We start from the raw sequence: 21,134 nt of genomic DNA on the forward strand, positions 1-21,134 counted from the left end.
GACAACTCGCCGGTAACTTACTCGGTCGCGCGGTGGGAACCGACGTGAGATGAAGCACGATCGCCCGTCGGCGCGGGCTCGCCGGCCTGCGATCCGCCTTCCGGTCCGCCTGCCGCTCCACCGTCCGACCCACCGTCGTCGGGACCAGTGTCACCCTCGGGACGCCGTCGGCGCAGCAGGGTGAAGGCACCGAGTACGACGGCACCGAGTGTGCCGAGCCCGGCCGCGCCGAGGCTGGCAGCGAACCGTGGTGGCCGATAGCTCAGCACCAGGGTGCCGGACCGGTTCGGCGGGAGGTCGACGGTCAGCAGCCCAGCCGCGTCGTGGGAGACGGGGACCGTCTTGCCGTCGAGCACCGCGGTCCATCCCGGCCAGCCGAGCATGGCGAAGGTGGCCTTGCCACCATCACCGGTGCCGGAGAGGACGGCCCGCTCCTCGTAGTTGCCCGAGGTGGTGGCCGACTCGACCTCGACGCCGTCGGGCACCCGGCTCAGCCGGGAGTCCGGCCACGGCACCGGGTCGTTGCGGGTGAGCACAACGGCCGCGTCATCGCGCGACTGCACGCTCCAGCCGTCGGGGGTCTTCACCCCGACGGTCATCTCCGGCTGGACGACGACCGTCTGGAGCTTCATCAGGTCGGCCAGCGGCGTGCCGTCGGGGGTGAAGGGCTTCCACAGGTTGCGGTAGCCGCAGGGCTGGGTGAGGCCGTCGTACTCCATGCAGAAGCGGTCGCCGAACACGCGGAATCCCATGCCGGTGTAGGAGTTGACGGCGTCGACGCCCGCCACCTGGTACATGCTGCCGGGCAGGAATTGCTCCCACGCCCGCTCCAGCTCGCGGGTGCGGTGCTGGGTCTGCAGTGGCTTGAGGTCGGCGAACTGCATGGTCCGCCCGTCGCGGTCCGAGAACTGCTGCTGGATCGCGGACACGTCGTGGGGCAGGTGCCAGAACCGGGAGGAGGCGTTCTCGCCGAAGGCGTGCACCTGCAGCGCGAGGACGAGCCCGGTACCGAGCATGCCGAGAGCCGCGAGCCCGGCCGTGGCCTGCACCCGCCAGCGGCTCCAGAGCACGAACACACCGACCAGGGCCAGCACCAGCAGCACGCCGGAGAGCGCCTGTCGCGTGGCCGTGGGGTGCTGCGCCCAGGCGAGGTAGCCGCCGCCGAGGACGATGGCGGCCGACCCGATCGCGCGGGCCCGGGCGTGGGTGCGGTGCAGGCCCTCGCTGAGCACGACGGCGAACGCCACGACCAGGCCCAGCCAGACGTACTCCGAGAGGCGCAGCGGCCAGCGGAACAGCCAGAGCTTCGAGGGGCCGATCGTGAGCGCGAGGTAGATCAGCGTGATGATCCCCAGGCCGCTGAGCTCGCGGGCACGTCGCCGCAGGACGGCGTATCGCAGCCAGGGCAGCAGCGGGAGCACCATCCAGGAGAGGTACGTCGCGGGCACGGTCATCGGCCCGGTGATCGCCTGGATGCCGGGCACGAACGTGGGCGAGCTGAGCCCGAGGAGGTCACCGAGCTCGGGGCGGAGCTTGCCGCTGTTGGCGACCAGCGGGCCGACCGAGCGGACCGTGAGGTCCGAGGTCTCCACCAGGGGCATGAAGACCAGCGGCACGAACGCGCCGATGCAGAGCCCGGTGAGGAGCAGCCGGAGCACCCCTGCTCGGTTGCCCTGGAGGAGGCCCTCCACCACGAGCCCGAAGCCGACCACGACGACCGCGAGCGTGCCGTAGGGGTTGCCCTGGGTGATCGCGAGGATGCCGACCAGGAACGCCCAAAGCGGGTTGGTGACGCCGCGCAGGCACCGGCGCAGGACGAACCAGACCCAGGCGGCGTACGCGAACGCCATCAGGCCCGAGGGCCACGAGCCAGCGTCCCAGTAGAGCGTGAACCCGCTGAACGGCAGCGCGGTGGCGACGACGGCCGAGGCCCACCGCGCGGCGCCGTACTCACGCGCGAGCAGGTAGGAGCCCAGCGCCAGCGCCACCATCACGACGGCCTTGACGACGAACGTCGCGAGCATCAGGTCCGACGCCGCGGACATCCACAGCCAGACCAGCACGTTCAGCGGGTTGTAGATGCCGAACAGCGCCTCGGCCGCGTAGTTGCCGCCGGCCCACACGTCCGGGTCGAGCCAGGTGGGCCAGGTGCCGCCGCGCACCATCTCGCCCAGGTGGAACCAGGTGGGGGCGAACTGGGCCGCGGTGTCGCCGCGCTGGAAGAAGTAGGGGTGCACCGCGTAGGGCAGGCACGTGTACGCCGCGGTGACCAGGCAGACCGCCAGCGGCCACAGCCACCGGCCGCGGCCACGCTCCCCCGCGCTCGGGCGTTCGGCCCTCATGCGCTCGGCGCTCATGTGCTCGGTCCCTGGTGGGTGACGCTGGCGTGCTCCACGCCGAGCGCGACCGTGACCGGTGTGTGCCCCACGCCCTCGCTGCTCTCCTTGACGAGGAACAGCGGGCGGTGCTTGGTCTCGGCGTAGATGCGGCCGAGGTACTCCCCGATCACGCCGAGCAGGATCAGCTGGACGCCACCGAACCCGGTGACCGCGCAGATGATCGTCACGTAGCCCGGTGCGCTGTTGCCGTGGACGACCGCGTCGACCAGCACCCACAGGGCGTACCCGATCGCGACCGCGGTGACGATCAGGCCGAACCAGATCGAGAGCCGCAGCGGCCGGTAGTTGAACGACATCACGCCGTCGAGGCCGTAGTTGAACAGGTCACGCATCCGCCACTTCGTCGACCCGGCCTCGCGCGAGACGTTCTGGTAGTCGACGACCGCCGTGGGGAAGCCGATCCAGGCGAACAGGCCCTTGGAGAACCGGTTGGCCTCGCCGAGGGAGAGCAGAGCCTGGACCGCCTCGCTGCTCAGCACGCGGAAGTCGCCGACACCGTCCTCGAGCCGGACGTCGATGAGCCGGTTGATCGCGCGGTAGTAGAGCCGGGAGAGGAACGTGCGGACGACCGGGTCGTCATCGCGAGTGCGGCGGGCCACCACCTGGTGGTAGCCCTGGGACAGCATCGGCACCATCTCCACCAGCAGCTGCGGCGGGTGCTGGAGGTCGCCGTCCATGATCGCGACGGCGGCGCCCCGAGCCTGGGTCAGGCCGGCGAGCATCGCCGACTCCTTGCCGAAGTTGCGGCTCAACGCGACGTAGCGGAAGCGCGGGTCGCGCGCCGAGACCTCCCGCAGCATCTCCAGCGTGCGGTCCCGGCTGCCGTCGTCGACCAGGATGACCTCGAAGGGCTCCGCGACGCCGGGCAGCACCTCCGAGAGCACCTCGACGAGCCGCGGCAGCGACTCCTCCTCGTTGTAGCAGGGCACCACGACCGAGAGGGCGATCGAGGATCGCGGGTCGCTCATCCCTGGTGCTCCGGCGTGTGGGCCCCCTGGGCAGCGTCGGCCTCGAGCAGGGGCAGGAGGCCGTGCTCGATCTCGCGCACCTGCTGCTCCAGCAGCGTTGCGAGTCGCGCGTTCTCGCTCACCGCCTCCTCGAGGGACTCCAGGGCATGACGCTGCTCGCGCGAGCGGGGTACGCCGGTCGCGTGGGCCAGTGCGACGGCCAGCTCACGCGGCCGCCTCACACCGACTCCTTGAGGTACGTCTTGAGGGCGGCCCCGGTGACCTCGTGGTCGCGCGCCTCGGCGGGCAGCAGCAGCTCGGTGACGACGTCGTGCAACGTGGCGACGCGCAGGTGGAGCGCCCGCTGCTCGGCGACGGACTCCTCCAGCCGGCGGATCCGCTGCTCGTTCGCCTGGGCCTGCCGTTCGACCTGGCCGGACGTGACTCGCCGGAGCCCGGTCGAGACCGCGCGCTTGACCCGGCCGCCGACGGGCTGCCCCGCAGCGTCGGCGGCGTCGCCGCCACTGCGCTCGCGCACCAGCACGAGCAGCCGCGCGATGGTCTCGACCGCGGTGTCCAGGAGCTCGGCGTCGGTCACGTCCTCGGGCGCACGCCCGCGTCCACTGCTGGCCTCGAGGTCGGCCAGGTCACCCTGGACGTCGTAGCCGGCGCCGCGCACCAGGTCGGCGGTCCGGGTCGCGCGCTCACGGGCGTCGTCGAGCTGCTCGTCGGCGGCGCGGATCGGTTCGTTGCCCAGCCCGGCGAGCACGCCGTGCGCCAGGGTGTCGCGCAGCCAACGCGCCTGCTCGCGGCTGCCCACGATCGGCGGTCCGATCCGCTCGTTCACGCGGCGCAGCAGCTCGGCTGCGACAACTCCGAGGGACTCGTTCACCAGGCCCACCTCCAGGTCCAGGTCGACGGGTAGGTCTGTCAGGTCACAGGCGGCCGCGAAGCGGTGCCAGAGCTCGTCCGGGCTGCTGCGGACCTTGGGGACCGTCACCACGTGCACGTGGTCGGCCGGCAGGCTGGCCCCCCAGCGCTTGGCGACGCTCGCGGGGTCCATCGTCCGCCAGCCCCACTCCCGCCGTCGCCCGGCCGACTCCGGCGGGGGACGCCAGTCGGCGAGCGGGGTGGTCAGTCCGAACTTCAGGCGCTCCTGCCAGGCCGACGGCGCCAGCTTGCCGAAGTCACGGGCCGTGATGACCACGTGGACGTCGAGTCCGGCGAGATCGGCGAGGGCGCGCTCGGCCTGGGCCCGGGTGGCTGCGGAGAACAGCTCGTAGCTCAACACGGCCGCCGGGCCGTCCCAGCCACGGATCTGGGCGACCAGGCGCTGCCAGCTCCGCTGCTGCCGCGGCGCGAGCTCCCTGACCCGGGGGTCCTCTCGCACCGCCAGGGCGGCGTGCACGCGGTCGACGTGCCGGTCCCCCACGACGAGGACACCGGCGGCGGCCAGCCGCTCTCGGTTCAGGTCCAGCACCCGCTGGAGGTAGGTGGTGCCGGACTTCGGCGTACCGACGTGCAGGTAGACCCTCGTGGTCATCGGTCCCTCTCCCCGGTCGGTTGCGGCCATTCCACGACCATCCTCCAGGTGGCCGGTGACCCCGACCTGGTGGCCCGTTCGGCACGCTCCAACCCGGTGCTCGAGACGACGCGCCCTCCGCTGCGGCGCACGTGCTCCTCCAGCGTCCGCGGGGAGAACGCCCGGAGCTTGCCGGCGGTGTCGCCGAGCGAGCGCTCCCGGGCGATGCGTGGGGTGAACGACTCCCCACCCAGGTAGGCGCGGCCGCCGGAGCGCATCGCCATCCGGGCGAGCACCCAGAACGCCTCGACCCCGGCCGGGTCGAGGGCCTCGAAGAGCCGGTTCGCGACCAGGGTCAGGCGGCGCGAGGACCGGGCCAGCAGCGCCCCGCGGGCGAGCACGGCCCGGCCGTCGTCGAGGTTGAGCTCGACGAGGCTGACGTCGCGGTTGCCCCGGATGGAGGAACGCACCGGGCGCGGGAGCACGAAGTCGAGGCCGAGCGCGGAGTGGCCCCTCTCGGCGTAGTAGCGCAGGTCGGTGCCGCCGCCCACGCCCATCTCCACTACCCGCACCTCGGGCTCGAGCTGGCCGGCGACCCACACCGCGAACTCCGACGGCTCCTCGGTCCGCTCGCGAGCGACGACCGCGTTGGCGTGGTTCCACTCGCGGCGGGAGTGCATCAGCGTGCCGAACCAGCCCTTGAAGCGGTCGACGACCTCGGGCCCCGGGCGGTGCTGGAAGGACGGGTCGGGGACCCGCCACCCGGGCCCGTAGGAGACCTCGAGCAGGGCCGCCGGATCGGCGGGCACCGGCATCATCCTGCCCTCGAACTCGAGGGTGCCCAGGGGCAGGAGCGCCTCGCGCGGCACGGGCGCCCGGACGGTGGCGGTCTCGTGCAGGAGTCCGTCGAGGAAGAACGTGGTGTAGACGTCGATGCTGGCCGTGGCACCGTCCGCCGCCTTGAACAGCACGGTGAGGAAGCTGGCCGAGCGGTACTCCACGCGCATGCCCGCTCGACGCAGGGCGCGACCGATCCGCCACAGGTCGGCGACCATCCCGGCCGGCGTCTCGGCCGTGCTCAGGAAGCACAGGTCGATGTCGGAGTCGTGGCCGATCGCGTGCCCGTTGCGGGCCGCGCCGAGCAGGGTGCCGAAGGAGATCCAGCCCTCGAAGCCGCAGTCGCGGCGCATCACGTCCAGGATCTCCACGGCCTGGCCGGTCAGGGCGTCCACGACCCCGGCTTGCCGCCCCTCGAAGGGCAGCTGGATCAGCCCCCACTTGTCGACGACGATCGCGTTGCCGTGGCTGTCGCGGAGGTCGATCTCCTCCGACCCCTCACCGAACTGCACACGTTCGGCGAGGAGGACTCGCGAGCCCGCGAGCACTCTCACGTCGGCGTACCCGTCGAGCATCCGCTGCAGCCGTCGTGGCCAGGCCACGACGGTGTCGTCGGCGGACTCGACGGAGAAGGACCAGACCCGGCGGCCGTTGAACTCGACGTCCGCCGCGCCCCGGAACCTCCGGGGCACTCGCACGCCGGTCTCGTCGATCCCGGCGATCGCGTGCCTGTCTGCTCGCACCACGACTTCCCTCAGCGCCTGACGTCGGACTGCGGCACTCTACTGCACCGTGAAGGTCACGTCCTGGACGGCATGGTCGGTCGTACGCCGCACCAGCGCACCCTGGTCGACCCCCACGGTGCCGAACACGCCCAACGACCCGAAGATCCAGTCGACCCGGGCCCGGGGCGGGACGTTGCACGTGTTGCTCGTGGCGTTGCCGCCCAGCGCGGCGACCAGGTCCGTCTGGCGCACGACCTTGCAGAACACCTCGCTGTGCTCGTTGAAGTCACCGGTCAGCAGGATCGGGAGGCCGTCGGCCTGAAGGTCCTTGATCGTCTTGAGGATCAACGCGGTGCCCCGGTCGCGGTCGGCCTCCATCTGCCCGGGCGAGAGGTGGGCGTTGATCATGTAGAGCTCGGCGCCGGTCGAGATGTTGCGCAGCCGGACGACCGGCTGGGGGCGCGACTGGGTGCGCATGAACGGGATCGTGACCGAGCTCTTCCACACCGCCTCCCACTCGGAGGTCTTCCACATCAGGGACTGCGGCGCCCCGGCGTACCCCATCGAGTTGCCGGGGTACATCGTGAACCGACCACCGGTGGCCGCACCCAGCGAGACCACCTGGTCGGGCTGGATCTCCTGGAGGCCGACGAGCCCGCCGTTGCGGGCGGCGATCAGCGCGGCCGCCCACTCCGAACGGATCCGGCCCGGCGGCCAGTCGGGGCGGTCGCCGGACGGCGCCGTGTGGTTGCTGCCGAGCAGGTTGAAGGTCATGACCTTGGTCGTCACCGCGTCGCGGGCCGCGGCTCGCGCCGAGGCCGGTACGGCGGGCCGGTCGCCGATCTCGCGGCGGAGCTGCTCGTCCGGGGAGAGCCGCAGCATCTGCTGCCCGTGCTCGAGCACTGCGCGCTGCCTTGCCAGCTGGTCAGGTGTCAGCACGGCGCGTGCCTTGGTCGACCCGGTGCCGAGCTGACCCGCCTCGTTGCTGCCCCAGCACACCCGGTTGGCGCCGGACAGGCCGCACACGTGCATCCAGCCGGCGTCGATGGAGGTGAGCGACTTGGTGGTGTCGGTGCGCATCGGCAGCGTGGACGGGCCGTTCGCGGACCCGAGCTGGCCGTAGCCGTCGGCGCCCCAGCACCACGACTGGCCCTGGCTGTCGAGCGCGCACGTCACTGCGTCACCGGTGGTCACCGAGGTCCAGATCTGCGCCGGAGCGACCGGCTGAGGGCGCCAGAAGTTGTTCCGGTTGCCGAGGCCGAGCTGGCCGCTGTCGTTGAGGCCCCAGCACCACAGCCGCCCCGTGGTGGTGACCGCGCAGCTGTGACCCCAGGAGGCGCTCGCCTCGACCCAGTCGTTCTCGGTGCCGACGCGCGTGGGGGACGTCTGCGGACCCGCCGCGGTGTTGCCGAGCTGACCCAGGGTGTTCTGACCCCAGCACCACAGGCTGCCGTCGGTGCCGACCGCGCAGGTGTGGTAGCCCCCCGTGGTCACGCTCGACCACGATGCGGCGCCACCGCCGATGCGGCGCGGCTTCTCCACCGCCCGGCTCAGGGCCCCGGTGCCGACCTGCCCGCGCAGGTTCTGACCCCAGCAGTACAGCGCGTCGTCGCTGCGGACCGCGCACGTGTGGAACCAGCTGGTGTCGACCTGCTTCCACGTGCTGGTGCCGGCCACGCGCTGCGGGTTGGTGCGGGGCTTGGACTTGCCGATGCCGACCTGGCCGAAGTTGTTGAGGCCCCAGCACCACAAGGAGCCGTCGGTCTTGATCCCGCACGTGGTCGAGCCGCTGGTGCTGATGCTCTCCCAGCCGGTCCCGGCGACCCGCACCGGCGTCCTCGAAGCCGTGGTGGTGCCGTTGCCGAGCTGGCCGAACTGGTTGGGGCCGGTGCACGTCGCCGTGCCGTCCCCCTCGGTCGCGCACGTGACCTGGCCGCCGGCGCTGACGCCGGTCGCGGCCGGGTCGACGCTCATCGTGACCACGCCCGAGTGGGCCGTGGTCACCGGGGTGGTGCCGGCGACCGAGTAGCCGATCGTGACGGTCCCGCTCCCGGTGGGGGTTCCGGAGAGCACGCCGTCCTCGGACAGCGTGATGCCGGGCGGCAACGCGGACGTGGCCGTCCAGCGCACCCCCGGCCGGGCGGCGGGCGCGACGTCGACCGCCAGATCGAGGCTGAAGGGCTCGCCGACGGCCGCTGACTGGACCTGGACGGCGGGTGTCGGCGTCGGCCACAGCAGCGTCTGCCCCAGCACCCCGTCGCGGACCGTCGTCACCGACGTCGCTACGCGGTTGTAGCTCCGGGCCGTCTGCGCCGCCTTGGTGAGGTTGGTGCGGCCCGGGGCGCATACGAGGTCCCCGGCCGTGCACACGTCCCAGACCGAGAACGTCGGCGTCGTCGCCGGCACGTCCGCGGCCGGCTTGGCGACCTCGGCCTCGATGCCGGCCAGTCGGTGGGGCGCGCGCGGGTCGCCCAGCTGGTGGCCGGCGACCGAGCGCGCCTGGCGGGCGGGGTCCGAGACCAGCACCGCGGCGGCGATCCGCTCGCCGTACTCGCTCGCGCGCATGCGCTGCAGGGCGAGGTGGATGATCTTGCTGCCCTGGGCGTAGCCGACGAACACGAACTGCTGCTCGGGGCAGGACGTGGCGGCCGCGGCGACCTTGGTGACCAGCGCCGACGCGCCGTCGTTCACGGGGCGCAGCCAGGTGCGCAGCGAGGACCAGCGGATCGAGTCGGCAGCCGTGCGCTTGTCGCGGTGCTGGGCGGTCAGCGCGCCGAGACCGGGTGTCGCGACCGCCAGGCGGGTGGCCGAGACCGTCCGGTGGGCCGCGATCGCCGCGTAGTACGGCTCTGCGTAGCGCGCGACGGTCGGGCCGAAGCGTTCACCCGGCTGGGGTCGCTCGCCGTTGCCGTCCACGCCGACGAGGAGTACGTCGGCACAGGGCGAGCGACGCGCCCGCGCGCTCTCGTCGGCTGCCGGCGCGATCGCACCGGCTCCCGCGCCCGAGCCGGTGAGCCGGGCGACGGCCACGAGGGCCCCGCACGCCAGCGCCACCACCACCACGGCGATGGCGACCATCCGGGTGCGCCGCAGGCTCATCGCTTCAGAGGTCCTTCTTGATCAACGCGTAGGGATCGACCCCGGCCGCGCGCGCCCGGCGCGCCACGATGCGCTCTTCCCCGGTGCCCGTGCTGGTGCCGGTGTCGGCGCCCCACGACGCCGGGCGGTGGTGGTAGAGGTAGTCGATCCAGTTGATGTACTTGCGGGTGAGCGCCGGGCGCTCGCTGATGCCGACGATCTCGTCGCTGATCTGGGCGACCGAGGTCAGGTTGGCGGACCCGTTGACGGTCAGGAAGGCGTCGGTCTTCTTCCCGTAGACGCCGGCGACCGCCATCGTCTTCATGTGGAGGTAGCGGTCGTAGATGCCGTCCTCGTTGCTGTCCCACGCGAGGTGGGTCAGGCCGATGCCGGCACCACGGAGGATCTGGAGCACCTCGTTGCCGAACATCGCGTAGACGATGCGGATGTCGCAGCCCCGGCGTTGCATCGTCGCGAGCCGCTGGGCGAGCCGGATCCCGCGCTCACCGTGCATCGCGGTCTGCGCGATCCGGATCTTGGTGTGCCCGTTGAAGCCGACGCCCCCGGTCGTGCCCGTGCAGCGGATCTTGTTCAGCCGCGCCAGGTCGGGATCGCCCTCGGGGGCGTCCTTGCCGGCGTTCGGGTAGAAGACCGCGGTCAGTCCGGGATAGGTGAACTCGCGGTAGCCGCCGCCCTTCGGCTTGCGGTCCTTGGCCATCTCGCGGAAGACACCCTCGAAGTCGGAGTACATCCGCGGCTGGTTGACCATGGTGAGCACGTCGTTCCACTGGATGCTGGCGGCGAGCTCGGTCGCGTTGTTGGACCCGTAGATGACGACGTCATGGGCCTTGCCGGCCTGGCTGAAGAGGTAGAACTTCGTGTGGGCGATGCCGTGCGGTCCGCGGCAGGCGCCCCTGCACTCGACCAGCCAGCTCCGGCGGCTCGGCTTGCGGCTCTTGTTCCCCTTGCTCAGCCCCTCCCGCAGGTGCTGCACGTCGATGTTGGGGTTCTCCGGGTTGGCGTTGGAGTAGTCCATGACGACCTGCACGGACACGTTCCGGCGGTGGGCGCGCACGAGGGCCGCGGTGATGTTGTTGCTGCGCACGTTCCACGAGGCGATGCGGATCTCTCCGCCCTTCGGGACGCTGTCGATGGTCCGCAGCAGCTTGCTGATGATCGCGCGACGCTGGGCCTGGGTGCCGTAGGGGTTGTTGAACGTGACACCGGCACGGGGCGTGAACTTCGGGGGCGCCTGGGTCGGTGCGGCGGCCACGATGCGCGCCGCGGCGGCGGCCGGCGCGGCCGTGTGAGCGGGGCCGACCCCCACGAGCGTGGTGAGGACGAGCGCCGACACGGCACTCGTAGCGACCCCAAGAAGACCAAGATTGCGCACTGCAGTTCCCCACTCCAACGACTGTTCGAGGCGGTGAGCTCCCTTGTCGCGATCCGATCCGCCGACGAGCGCGAGCTCGATGCGCGGAGCGGGATACCGGACGGCACGCACCCATTACCGCTCGTCACTGTACTCAACGGTCGACGCCGTACCCGAATCTCAGCGCCCACGCGACGGGCGTGTCGCCCGGCCCTGTCCCGGGCAGGTGGTGTCTCGGGTGGGGGTCAGGCGGTGCAGGTCGCCACGGTCTGCTGGAACTCCCGGTCGGTGCGCAGGGAGCCCTTCGCGGCGCTGATCCGGTGGCCGGGGACTCCCCAGAAGCGGTCGTCGTACGTGACGAGCTTGACGCCCGCCGAGCAGTTGCGCGCCTGCGCCGCCACGGCGACGTCGCCCTCGAGACAACCGGCATAGCCCGCTGGGAGATCGGCACCCTCGACCCACACCTTCGCGCAGGACGGCCAGTCCGGCGGCGCCGAGGTCTCGGTGGGACTGGGCTCCGTGGAGACGGACGCTGAGGTCGATGACCCCGGAGACCCGGACGACAGAGTGGCGGTGGGCTCGTCGCGCGCGATCGACCCGGACTCGTCGGAGCCGCAGCCCGCGACGAGCCCGCCGAGCGTCAGGACGAGGGCGAGCGACCCGAGACCGTGCGCGATACCGACCATGACGTCCAGAGTAGGCGACCGCGCCGCGCAGCGGGGCTCACTGGGCGGGCGAGGTGCCGGGGCTGGTCAGCGAGGTGTCGGCGTAGATCAGGTAGTGGTCGGAGGCCCGCGCCAGGGAGGCGGCGTCCTGGACATAGCCCGAGAAGCCGATCTCGCTGGTGCCCATGATCCAGTCGACGCGTCGCGGCAGCGGGGGCAGCACGCAGCCGCTGGAGCCGCTACCACCGTTCGCGGCGGTCATCAGGGCCTCCGTCGCGGCGCGGCAGAAGAACTCCTCGTGCTCGTTCATGTCGCCGGTGATGTACACGGGCAGGCCGGTCGCGTGGAGCTGCTTGATCAGGGCGATCTCGACGCTCGTCGCCGCGTCGCGCTCACCCTCGAGCGTCCCGGCGGAGTTGTGGGTCGTGATCACGTAGAAGTCGCCGCCGGTGATGCGGTCGTGCAGCCGGACCCAGGGCAGCGGGATCCGCTGGCTGGCGAAGACGTACGGGACCGAGCCGGCGTCGGTCAGCTCGAACTGGGACTCGCGCCAGGCGATCTGCAGACGCTGGGAGTTGTTGCCCAGGGTCTGCATCGGCCAGATGCCGTAGCCGGCGAGCTGGTTCTGGAGCACCACCAGCTGGTCGTCCTGGACCTCCTGGAAGCCGACGATGTCGATGCCTCGCGACTCGATCAGGCCGGCGGAGATCACCGCGCGGTCGGTCCCGGGGCCGTAGCCGCCCTGACCGCCGCGCGTGTGGTTGCTGCCGAGGATGTTGAGGCTGCCGATGCGGAAGCTCGATGTCGCGGGCAGGACGATCTGCTCGACCTTGCGGCGCAGCGCCATCGGGCTGACGGATCCGTTCTTCGCCGCCGCCCGCCGGTGCAGCGCGGGCACGCGCTGCACGAGCTGCGCCTGGACGACCTGCTGGGGCCCGGAGGGCGTCTCGCTGGCCGAGGGGCTCGCGGCCGCGACGTTCGGGCGAGGTGCGTCGGCCTGGACGATGTCGGCGACGGCGGGCTCGAGCGGGTTGCTGAGCTGGAAGGCGGCCACCAGGGCGACGACGACACCCAGCGCAGCGATGACGGCCGCGGTGACGACGGCGACACTGACCCTGCGAGGACCCGGACGCGAGGCAGCGTGCTTCGGCATCCTCACGTCCTCTCGGGTCGGCGGTCGCGAGCACTCTACCCGGCGCCGGCCATGACGACACATCGGCCAGCACCCCGGGAGCCTGAGACATTCGGGCCGGTCACGTGACGGCACGGTGCAGCCCTCCCACCCGGTCCGGCCGGTAGCGTTCATGTATGTGAGCTCCACCCCACGCAATCGAGCGACTCCCCCGCTTCGCTCCTCCGTCTCACGATTCCGTGGGGACCCCGAATGAGCACCACCCCTGCCCGCGTGTATGCGGCCCGCCTCGTCGGGCTGCCGATCTTCGACCCCCAGGGCGACCAGGTGGGCAAGATGCGCGACCTCGTCGTCGCGGTGCGCTCGGAGGTGCATCAGCCTCGCGTGCTCGGCATGGTGGCGGAGGTGTTCGGCCGTCGCAGGATCTTCGTGCCGATGACCCGGGTGACCAACATCGACAGCGGCCAGGTGTACACGACCGGGCTCTTGAACATGCGCCGCTTCGAGCAGCGCCCCACCGAGACGCTGGTCATCGGGCAGATGCTCGACCGCACGGTCCGGATCACCAGCACCGGGATCACCGGCACCGTCTACGACGTGGCGATGGAGCAGGCCCGCAACCGCGACTGGGTGCTGAGCCGGGTCGCGGTGCAGGAGCCTGCCAAGGGGCTGCGCCGGCGCGGCCAGAGCCACGTCGTGGAGTGGCGCGACGTGGAGGGCCTGACCCGCCGCGAGGAGACCCAGGGCGCCACCCACCTGATCGCGGCGCTCAACGAGATGCGCCCCGCGGACGCGGCCAACATGATCCACGACCTCCCGGTCGAGCGGCGTACCGCCGTCGTAGCCGCGCTGGACGACGAGCGGCTGGCCGACGTCCTCGAGGAGCTGCCCGAGGAGGACCAGGTGGAGATCCTCGAGCACCTCGACTCCGAGCGCGCCGCGGACGTCCTCGAGGAGATGTCCCCCGACGATGCCGCCGACCTGATCGCCGATCTGCCGCCCGAGACCGCTGCGGTGCTGCTGGCGTTGATGGAGCCCGAGGAGGCCGAGGACGTGCGGCGCCTGATGTCGTACGTCGAGAACACCGCGGGCGCGATGATGACGCCCGAGCCGGTGATCCTCGGGCCCGACGCGACGATCGCGGACGCGCTCGCCCAGGTCCGCAACCCTGACCTCACGCCGGCGCTGGCCGCCCTGGTCTACGTCTGCCGGCAGCCGCTGGAGACTCCGACCGGCCGGTTCCTCGGGGTCGCGCACATCCAGCGGCTGCTGCGCGAGCCGCCCTCGACCCTGGTCGCCGGCGTGCTGGACGACTCGATGGACCCGCTCAAGCCCGAGGCGACCATCGACCAGGTGGCCGCGCACCTCGCGACGTACAACCTGGTCGCGGCGCCCGTGGTCGACGAGAACGGCCACCTGCTCGGCGCCGTCAGCGTGGACGACCTGCTCGACCACATGCTCCCGGAGAACTGGCGCGACCGGGCGATCCGCTCCACCGACCGCTCGCAGGGGGTGCGCCGTGGCTGAGCCGCGTCACCCCCGCGCCCGGCTGGACACCCCCAAGGAGACCCGTCGCACGCTGGTGCGCCGACCGTCGTACGACTCCGACACGTTCGGCATCTTCGCCGAGCAGTTCGCCCGGTTCATGGGGACCGCGAAGTTCCTCATCTACATGACGCTGTTCGTGGTCGCGTGGGTGGTGTGGAACACCGTGATCCCGGGCGGGAGCAGCTTCGACGACTACCCGTTCATCTTCCTGACGCTGATGCTCAGCCTCCAGGCGTCGTACGCCGCGCCGCTGATCCTGCTCGCGCAGAACCGGCAGGAGCAGCGCGACAAGGTCGTCGCCGAGCAGGACCGGCAGGCCAACGCCCGGGCCCACGCGGACATGGAGTTCCTCGCCCGCGAGGTCGCCTCCTTGCGGATGGCCGTCGGCGAGGTCGCGACCCGCGACTTCCTGCGCTCGGAGCTGCGCGCGCTGCTGGGCGAGCTCGACGAGCGCGCCCAGGAGGGTGTCCAGCCTCACCCGGCCGAGGACGAGCCCGGACCGGCCACCACCTAGACTCGGGGATCATGAGCACCCCCGTCCTCGAGCACGTCAACGCCGCCCTGGCGACCGTCAACGACCCGGAGATCAAGCGGCCGATCACCGACCTCGGGATGGTCGACTCGGTGGAGATCGACGAGGCCGGGACCGTGCACCTCACCGTGCTGCTGACGGTGGCCGGCTGCCCGCTCAAGGACACCATCAACCGCGACGTCACCGCCGCCGTCACCCGGGTCCCTGGCGTGACCGGCGTCGACCTGACCCTGGGCGTGATGACCGCCGAGCAGCGCAGCGGCCTGCAGGAGACGCTGCGCGGCGGGCAGGCTCAGCGCGAGATCCCGTTCGCCCAGCCCGGCTCGCTGACCAAGGTGTTCGCGATCGCGAGCGGCAAGGGCGGCGTCGGCAAGTCCTCGGTGACCGTCAACCTCGCCCTGGCGATGGCCAAGCAGGGCCTCAAGGTCGGCCTGGTCGACGCTGACATCTACGGTCACTCGGTCCCGGCCATGCTCGGGATCGCCGACCAGCGACCCACCCAGGTCGACGACCTGATCATGCCGGTGCCCACGCCCAGCGGGGTCTCGGTGATCTCGATCGGCATGCTCAAGCCGCGGCGCGACCAGGTCGTCGCCTGGCGTGGCCCGATGCTCGACCGCGCCCTCCTCCAGATGCTCGCCGACGTCTACTGGGGCGACCTCGACGTGCTCCTGCTCGACCTGCCGCCCGGCACCGGCGATGTCGCGATCTCGCTGGGCCAGCACCTGCCCGGTGCCGAGGTCGTGGTCGTGACCACCCCGCAGGAGGCCGCCGCCGAGGTAGCCGAGCGGGCCGGCACGATGGCCTCGATGATGCACCAGCGCGTGGTCGGCGTCGTCGAGAACATGAGCTACCTCCCCTGCCCCCACTGCGCGGCCGAGGGCACCGACCACCGGCTGGAGATCTTCGGCGCGGGCGGCGGGGAGCGGGTGGCGCAGACCCTCTCGACGCGATTCGGCTACGACGTCCCCGTGCTCGGCAGCGTGCCGATCGACACCGCGCTGCGGGAGGGCGGCGACGCCGGCAAGCCGATCGTCGACTCCGACCCGACCGCGCCCGGCGCAGCGGCGCTGACCTCGATCGCGGAGAAGCTGTCCGGGCGGGGCCGCGGACTGGCCGGGATGCAGCTCGGACTCACCCCCACCAGTAAGTTCTGACGCGTGTTCGGGGTCGGCCTGCCGGAGTTCGCGGTGCTCGCGTTCGTGGCGGTGCTCGTGTTCGGCCCCGACAAGCTCCCCGAGCTCGCCCGCCAGGCCGGTCAGATCGTCCGCCGGGTGCGGGTGCTGGCCAACAACGCGCGTGACGAGCTGCGAGCCGAGCTCGGGCCGGAGTACGCCGATCTCGAGCTGCGCGACCTCGACCCGCGCGAGATCGTGAGGCGGCACCTCGCGGAGGCCCTCGAGGACGACGACGAACCGGTGGCCCCGCGCCCGCCCCGCCGGGGCCAGCGACCGCTCCTGGACGGCGAGGTTCCGCCGTACGACCCCGACGCGACCTGAGCCACCCCGTCTGACCGCCAGGTCACTCCCGGCTCTGCACCGCCGCCAGGGCGGTGTGCGCCACGAGCACGACGTGGCCCTCACCCTCGACGGCCTCGACGAAGTCGGCGCCCACGCGCCGCAGGATCGCGTCATGGGTCGAGCCGTCGAGCAGGTGCAGGATGCACCGCTCCCCCGCGTCGGCCACCCGGCGCAGCGCTGACCCGAGGCCGAGCCGGGCCACCGGCGACCAGGCGACCTCCGGCAGCGACCGTTCTGACGCACCGCGCACCGTGACGACGGCGTCCAGCCGCACCACCCAGTCCTGCGCGTGGCCGGCGACCAGGCACCAGCCGGTGCCGACCCGGTCGAGCGTGCCCGCCACGACGCCGATGCCGGCGACCTCGAGCCGCACGGGTGCGCCGAGCGAGGCCATCAACCGGCTGGCGAGGGTCACCTGCTGGTACTCCGCACGACTGCGGTCGGCGAGCTCGGCGTCCCGCTCGGCGCCGTAGGCCGCCTCGGCCTGCTGCTCCAGGTCGTCGAGCACCGCGAACAACTCGTCCTCCCAGGCCATGGACCGACCTTCCCACGACAGAGCGCGCTTGTGGAGAACCCGTTGACATCGTGTTCAAAAAGGCGTCTTCTGACGTAAACGCACGCAAACGCATGAATCGAAGGTCTCGGGATGGCTCCTTCTCCGCTGCGCTGCCTGGGCGTCTGGGCCGCCGGCACCGCGGTCGCCGCCGCGGCGGTCCGCTGGCTCGTTCCGGTCGCGGTCGTCGGTACGCCGGACCCGGCGTTCGACGACCTGCTCGTGCGGTTGTGCGCGGCGGTAGCGATCCTCGGCATCGGCTGGCTCTGGCTCGCCTCGAGCCTGACGATCCTCGAGGCGGCCCAGGGGCGGGCGCCCCGCACCCGAGGTGTGCCCGCTCCCCTACGACGGATCGTGCTCGCCGCCTGTGGCGCCGGGCTGGCGGCCGGGCTCGTCGCCCCCGCCCACGCCACCCCCGGAGAGGTGCACACCGACCACGGGCCGGCATCCGCGGTGGCCGGCCTGCCCTTCCCCGACCGCGCGGTCGGACTGCCTGCCCAAGCCTCTATCGGCACCGGCCCCGTCCGGAGGACTCCACCGGCCACGCGGTCGATCGTCGTCCGGCCCGGCGACACGCTCTGGGACCTCGCGGCGACACATCTCGGCGACCCGAGCCGCTGGCCCGAGATCTACGACCTCAACCGGCCCGTGATCGGCGACGACCCGGGCCTGATCCATCCCGCGACCCACCTTCGGCTCCCTGCCGACCGACCAGAGGAGACACCGTGACCGATCACCCCCTCGACCAGAACGTCGTCGCGTTGCGGCCGCCCGTGCCGATGGCCAGCGTGCAGGGCACGCTCGCGCTCGACCTCCAACCTCGCCACGACCCGCCCGATCCCGGACCGGTCACCGGCCGGCCCTCGGCCGACGTCATCGCGATCGAGCAGCCGCTGCGGCGCGGGCTCGAGCTGTGGGCGCGGCGCTACATCCAGGCCGCGGTCGAGATCGTCGGCGGCGACCGTCCGGTGACCCAGCTGCTGCGCTGGAGCACACGCGAGGTCTTCGACAACCTCGAGCGCCGCGCCCAGCTCGTGGCCCGGGCCGGCCGTCACCAGCCCGGCCAAGGTCGGGTGCAGCCGGTGCGGCCCAAGGTTCTCGGGGTGCAGACCTGCTTCCTCACCCAAAGCACTGTCGAGGTGAGCGCCCACGTGCGCTACGGCGAGCGGTCGCGTGCCCTGGCCGCGCGGTTCGAGGCGGTCGACCAGCGCTGGTGCTGCACCGCACTGGAGTGGGCTTGAACAGTGAAACGAGGTCGCGCGAGCGCGTCGAAACCCGGTGAGACGACGAACGGCGACGACCCGAAGATCACCGCCGTCCGTCAATCCCGATGGCTTCGAGGCCCGCCGAAACCCGGTGAGACGACAAACGGCGGCGATCCGAAGATCACCGCCGTTCGTCAGTGGCCGTCGTTTCAGCTGATGCGGGCGGTCAGTCCCGTCGGGCCACCGGGGCGGCCGTGGCACTGCTTGAACTTCTTGCCCGACCCGCAGGGGCACCGGTCGTTGCGGCCGACACCGGAGAACTCGTCGTCGGCGTTGGACGCCGTCACACCCTTGACCTCGGCCTCGCCGTCCTCGCTGGGCGCGGAGTAGGCCAGGTTGCTCGGCGTGTTGGGCCGCTCGAGGCCCTTTGCGCGGATCTGCGGCGCCTCGCGGGACGGGCCCGAGACCTGCTCGCCGGACTGGTCGAAGGCCGGCACCGCCTGGCGCATCGGCTCGATGACCTCGGCCTCCTCCTCGTCCTCTTCCTCCTCGACGTCGACCTGGACCTCGAGGTTGAACAGGAAGCCGACGGCCTCCTCCTTGATGCCGTCCATCATCGCGGCGAACATCTCGAAGCCCTCGCGCTGGTACTCGACCAGCGGGTCGCGCTGGGAGTAGGCCCGCAGGTAGATGCCCTCGCGGAGGTAGTCCATCTCGTAGAGGTGCTCGCGCCACTTGCGGTCGAGCACCGAGAGGAGGACACGCCGCTCGAGCTCGCGCATCACGGTCTCGCCGACCTCGGCCTCGCGGCGGTCGTAGGCCTCGTGAGCGTCCTTCTGGAGCACGGCGATGAGCTCGTCGCGATCCAGGTTGGCCCGCCCGCCGACCTCCTCCTCCAGCACGTGGTAGTCGACGCCCACCGGGTAGATCTGGCGCAGCGCCGTCCACAGTGCGTCGAGGTCCCACTCCTCGGCGAACTCCTCGGTCGCGCCGTTGACGTAGCCGGCGATCGTGTCGTCGATGAACGTGCGGATCTGCTCCTGCAGGTCCTTGCCCTCGAGCACCTCGCGGCGCTCGGCGTAGATCACCTTGCGCTGCCGGTCCATGACGTCGTCGTACTTTAGGACGTTCTTGCGGGACTCGAAGTTCTGCGACTCCACCTGACCCTGCGCGTTGGCGATCGCGCTGGTGACCCGCTTGTTCTCGATCGGGACGTCGTCGGGGATCTTGAGCACCTGCAGGACCCGGTCGACCCACTCGGACTTGAACAGCCGCATCAGCTCGTCCTGGAGCGACAGGTAGAACCGGGACTCGCCCGGGTCACCCTGACGGCCGGACCGACCACGCAGCTGGTTGTCGATGCGGCGGGACTCGTGGCGCTCGGTGCCGACGACGTAGAGGCCGCCCAGCTCACGGACCTCGTCGTGCTCGTTGCCGACCTGGGCCTTGATCCGCTCGAGGGTGCCCGGCCACTCGGCCTGGTACTCCTCGGCGGTCTCGCCCGCAGGCTCGAGGCCGCGCTTGCGCAGCTCGGCGTCGGCGAGGAACTCCACGGAGCCACCGAGCATGATGTCGGTGCCTCGACCGGCCATGTTCGTGGCGACGGTGACCGCGCCCTTGTGACCGGCCAGCGCGACGATCTTGGCCTCGTCGGCGTGCACCTTGGCGTTGAGGACGGAGTGCGGGATGCCGCGCTTCTTCAGCTTGCCGGAGAGGTACTCGGACTTCTCGACCGAGACCGTGCCGACCAGGACCGGCTGGCCCTTCTCGTGCCGCTCGGCGATGTCCTGGATGACCGCGTCGTACTTGGCCTCCTCGGTGCGGTAGACGAGGTCCGGCTGGTCGACGCGCGCCATCGGCTTGTTGGTCGGGATCGGGACCACGCCGAGCTTGTAGATCTTGTCGAACTCGGAGGCCTCGGTCATGGCCGTACCGGTCATGCCGGAGAGCTTCTCGTAGAGGCGGAAGTAGTTCTGCAGGGTGACGGTCGCGAGCGTCTGGTACTCCTCGCGGACCTCCACCCCCTCCTTGGCCTCGATCGCCTGGTGCAGGCCGTCGTTGTAGCGGCGGCCGGCCAGCATGCGGCCGGTGTGCTCGTCGACGATGAGTACCTCGCCGTTGATGACGACGTACTCCTTGTCGTGGTGGAACAGCTCCTTGGCCTTGATGGAGTTGTTCATGAACGAGATCAACGGGGTGTTGACCGAGTCGTAGAGGTTGTCGATGCCCAGGTGGTCCTCGACCTTGGTGATGCCGGGCTCGAGGACGGAGATCGTGCGCTTCTTCTCGTCGACCTCGTAGTCCTCGTCGCGGACGAGGGTCTTGACGATCTTGGCGAACTCGGCGTACCAGTGCACCTCGTCCTGCGTGGGCCCGCTGATGATCAGCGGGGTCCGCGCCTCGTCGATGAGGATCGAGTCGACCTCATCGACGACCGCGAAGTTGTGGCCGCGCTGGACGCACTCCTCGATCGAGCCCGCCATGTTGTCGCGCAGGTAGTCGAAGCCGAGCTCGTTGTTGGTGCCGTACGTGATGTCGCAGTTGTAGGCCTCGCGCCGCTGGTCGGGGCGCATCTCGGGCAGGATCACCCCGACGGAGAGCCCGAGGAAGTGGTGGACCCGGCCCATCATCTCGGACTGGAACTTGGCCAGGTAGTCGTTGACGGTGACGATGTGGACGCCGTTGCCCGACAGCGCGTTGAGGTATGACGGCAGCACGGCGACCAGCGTCTTGCCCTCACCGGTCTTCATCTCGGCGATGTTGCCGAGGTGCAGCGCCGCGGCGCCCATGACCTGGACGTCGAAGGGTCGCAGGCCGATCACGCGGCGCGCGGCCTCGCGGACGGTCGCAAAGGCCTCGGGCATGATGTCGTCGAGGGTCTCGCCGTTGGCGAGCCGCTCCTTGAACTCCGCGGTCATGCCTTGGAGCTCGGCGTCGCTCATCGCGACGAAGTCGTCCTCGATGGCGTTGACCGCCTGGGAGATGGCCTCGAGCTGGCGCAGGATCTTGCCCTCGCCGATGCGGAGGATCTTGTCGAGAATGGCAGGCACGAGGCACGGACTCCTGGATGGGGTAGACAGACCTCGCTCACTCTACCCA

General features: G+C 71.3%; 17 protein-coding genes. 6 read left to right on the forward strand and 11 right to left on the reverse strand.

From position 1 onward, the window contains the following. Positions 1-17 precede the first annotated feature (17 nt). From AC3ANS_RS16115 to AC3ANS_RS16155, 9 genes are all read right to left on the reverse strand, one after another. Complete coding sequence (locus AC3ANS_RS16115) at positions 18-2,357, reverse strand: hypothetical protein (protein WP_488292593.1); 2,340 nt, start codon at positions 2,355-2,357, stop codon at positions 18-20. After that, positions 2,354-3,367 carry a glycosyltransferase family 2 protein gene (locus tag AC3ANS_RS16120; protein WP_488292594.1) on the reverse strand — a complete coding sequence of 338 codons (1,014 nt, stop codon included), beginning with the start codon at positions 3,365-3,367 and terminating at the stop codon, positions 2,354-2,356. The genes AC3ANS_RS16115 and AC3ANS_RS16120 overlap by 4 nt, the downstream gene beginning before the upstream one ends. Then, positions 3,364-3,588: a hypothetical protein gene (locus tag AC3ANS_RS16125; protein ID WP_488292595.1), complete on the reverse strand. Its 225-nt coding sequence runs from the start codon at positions 3,586-3,588 to the stop codon at positions 3,364-3,366. The genes AC3ANS_RS16120 and AC3ANS_RS16125 overlap by 4 nt, the downstream gene beginning before the upstream one ends. Beyond that, positions 3,585-4,889, reverse strand: coding sequence for a DUF6752 domain-containing protein (locus AC3ANS_RS16130; RefSeq protein WP_488292596.1), 1,305 nt, complete (start codon positions 4,887-4,889; stop codon positions 3,585-3,587). Before AC3ANS_RS16130 ends, AC3ANS_RS16125 begins: the two co-directional genes overlap by 4 nt. After that, the gene (locus AC3ANS_RS16135) at positions 4,886-6,448 is read right to left on the reverse strand and encodes a LicD family protein (RefSeq protein WP_488292597.1); all 1,563 of its coding nucleotides are present in this window, start codon (positions 6,446-6,448) and stop codon (positions 4,886-4,888) included. Before AC3ANS_RS16135 ends, AC3ANS_RS16130 begins: the two co-directional genes overlap by 4 nt. Positions 6,449-6,487: 39 nt before the next feature. Next, the gene (locus AC3ANS_RS16140; protein WP_488292598.1) at positions 6,488-9,529 is read right to left on the reverse strand and encodes a cutinase family protein; all 3,042 of its coding nucleotides are present in this window, start codon (positions 9,527-9,529) and stop codon (positions 6,488-6,490) included. A gap of 4 nt (positions 9,530-9,533) precedes the next feature. Continuing rightward, positions 9,534-10,862, reverse strand: a complete 1,329-nt coding sequence (locus AC3ANS_RS16145; RefSeq protein WP_488292599.1) for a phospholipase D-like domain-containing protein — start codon at positions 10,860-10,862, stop codon at positions 9,534-9,536. Between the two features lie 263 nt (positions 10,863-11,125). Continuing rightward, positions 11,126-11,566, reverse strand: a complete 441-nt coding sequence (locus AC3ANS_RS16150; RefSeq protein ID WP_488292600.1) for a PIN domain-containing protein — start codon at positions 11,564-11,566, stop codon at positions 11,126-11,128. A 37-nt stretch (positions 11,567-11,603) separates the two neighbouring features. Next, entirely contained in the window at positions 11,604-12,698 is a 1,095-nt protein-coding gene (locus AC3ANS_RS16155; protein ID WP_488292601.1) for an endonuclease/exonuclease/phosphatase family protein, read from the reverse strand. 231 nt (positions 12,699-12,929) lie between these two features. Here AC3ANS_RS16155 and AC3ANS_RS16160 point away from each other — a divergent pair, with 231 nt between their 5' ends. The 4 genes from AC3ANS_RS16160 to AC3ANS_RS16175 are packed head-to-tail and all read left to right on the forward strand — an operon-like array spanning position 12,930 to position 16,256. Then, complete coding sequence (locus AC3ANS_RS16160; RefSeq protein ID WP_488292602.1) at positions 12,930-14,204, forward strand: magnesium transporter MgtE N-terminal domain-containing protein; 1,275 nt, start codon at positions 12,930-12,932, stop codon at positions 14,202-14,204. Beyond that, entirely contained in the window at positions 14,197-14,739 is a 543-nt protein-coding gene (locus AC3ANS_RS16165) for a DUF1003 domain-containing protein (protein WP_488292603.1), read from the forward strand. The genes AC3ANS_RS16160 and AC3ANS_RS16165 overlap by 8 nt, the downstream gene beginning before the upstream one ends. 11 nt (positions 14,740-14,750) lie before the next feature. Next, positions 14,751-15,914, forward strand: coding sequence for an Mrp/NBP35 family ATP-binding protein (locus AC3ANS_RS16170; protein ID WP_488292604.1), 1,164 nt, complete (start codon positions 14,751-14,753; stop codon positions 15,912-15,914). A gap of 3 nt (positions 15,915-15,917) precedes the next feature. Next, positions 15,918-16,256, forward strand: coding sequence for a sec-independent translocase (locus tag AC3ANS_RS16175; RefSeq protein WP_488292605.1), 339 nt, complete (start codon positions 15,918-15,920; stop codon positions 16,254-16,256). Between the two features lie 22 nt (positions 16,257-16,278). Here the strand turns inward: AC3ANS_RS16175 and AC3ANS_RS16180 are convergent, their stop codons facing one another. Continuing rightward, positions 16,279-16,812 (reverse strand): hypothetical protein, encoded by a 534-nt coding sequence (locus AC3ANS_RS16180; protein WP_488292606.1) that lies wholly within the window; start codon positions 16,810-16,812, stop codon positions 16,279-16,281. 111 nt (positions 16,813-16,923) lie between these two features. Here AC3ANS_RS16180 and AC3ANS_RS16185 point away from each other — a divergent pair, with 111 nt between their 5' ends. Both AC3ANS_RS16185 and AC3ANS_RS16190 read left to right on the forward strand, forming a co-directional pair. Next, the gene (locus tag AC3ANS_RS16185; protein ID WP_488292607.1) at positions 16,924-17,559 is read left to right on the forward strand and encodes a LysM peptidoglycan-binding domain-containing protein; all 636 of its coding nucleotides are present in this window, start codon (positions 16,924-16,926) and stop codon (positions 17,557-17,559) included. Next, on the forward strand, positions 17,556-18,071 hold the full coding sequence (locus AC3ANS_RS16190) for an Rv3235 family protein (RefSeq protein ID WP_488292608.1): 516 nt from the start codon (positions 17,556-17,558) through the stop codon (positions 18,069-18,071). The genes AC3ANS_RS16185 and AC3ANS_RS16190 overlap by 4 nt, the downstream gene beginning before the upstream one ends. A gap of 173 nt (positions 18,072-18,244) precedes the next feature. On the opposite strand, the gene secA is transcribed toward AC3ANS_RS16190, so the two are convergent. After that, positions 18,245-21,076: a preprotein translocase subunit SecA gene (gene secA / locus AC3ANS_RS16195; RefSeq protein ID WP_488296511.1), complete on the reverse strand. Its 2,832-nt coding sequence runs from the start codon at positions 21,074-21,076 to the stop codon at positions 18,245-18,247. Positions 21,077-21,134: the final 58 nt, after the last annotated feature.

The organism is Nocardia sp. 149-1B (genome assembly GCF_057747975.1).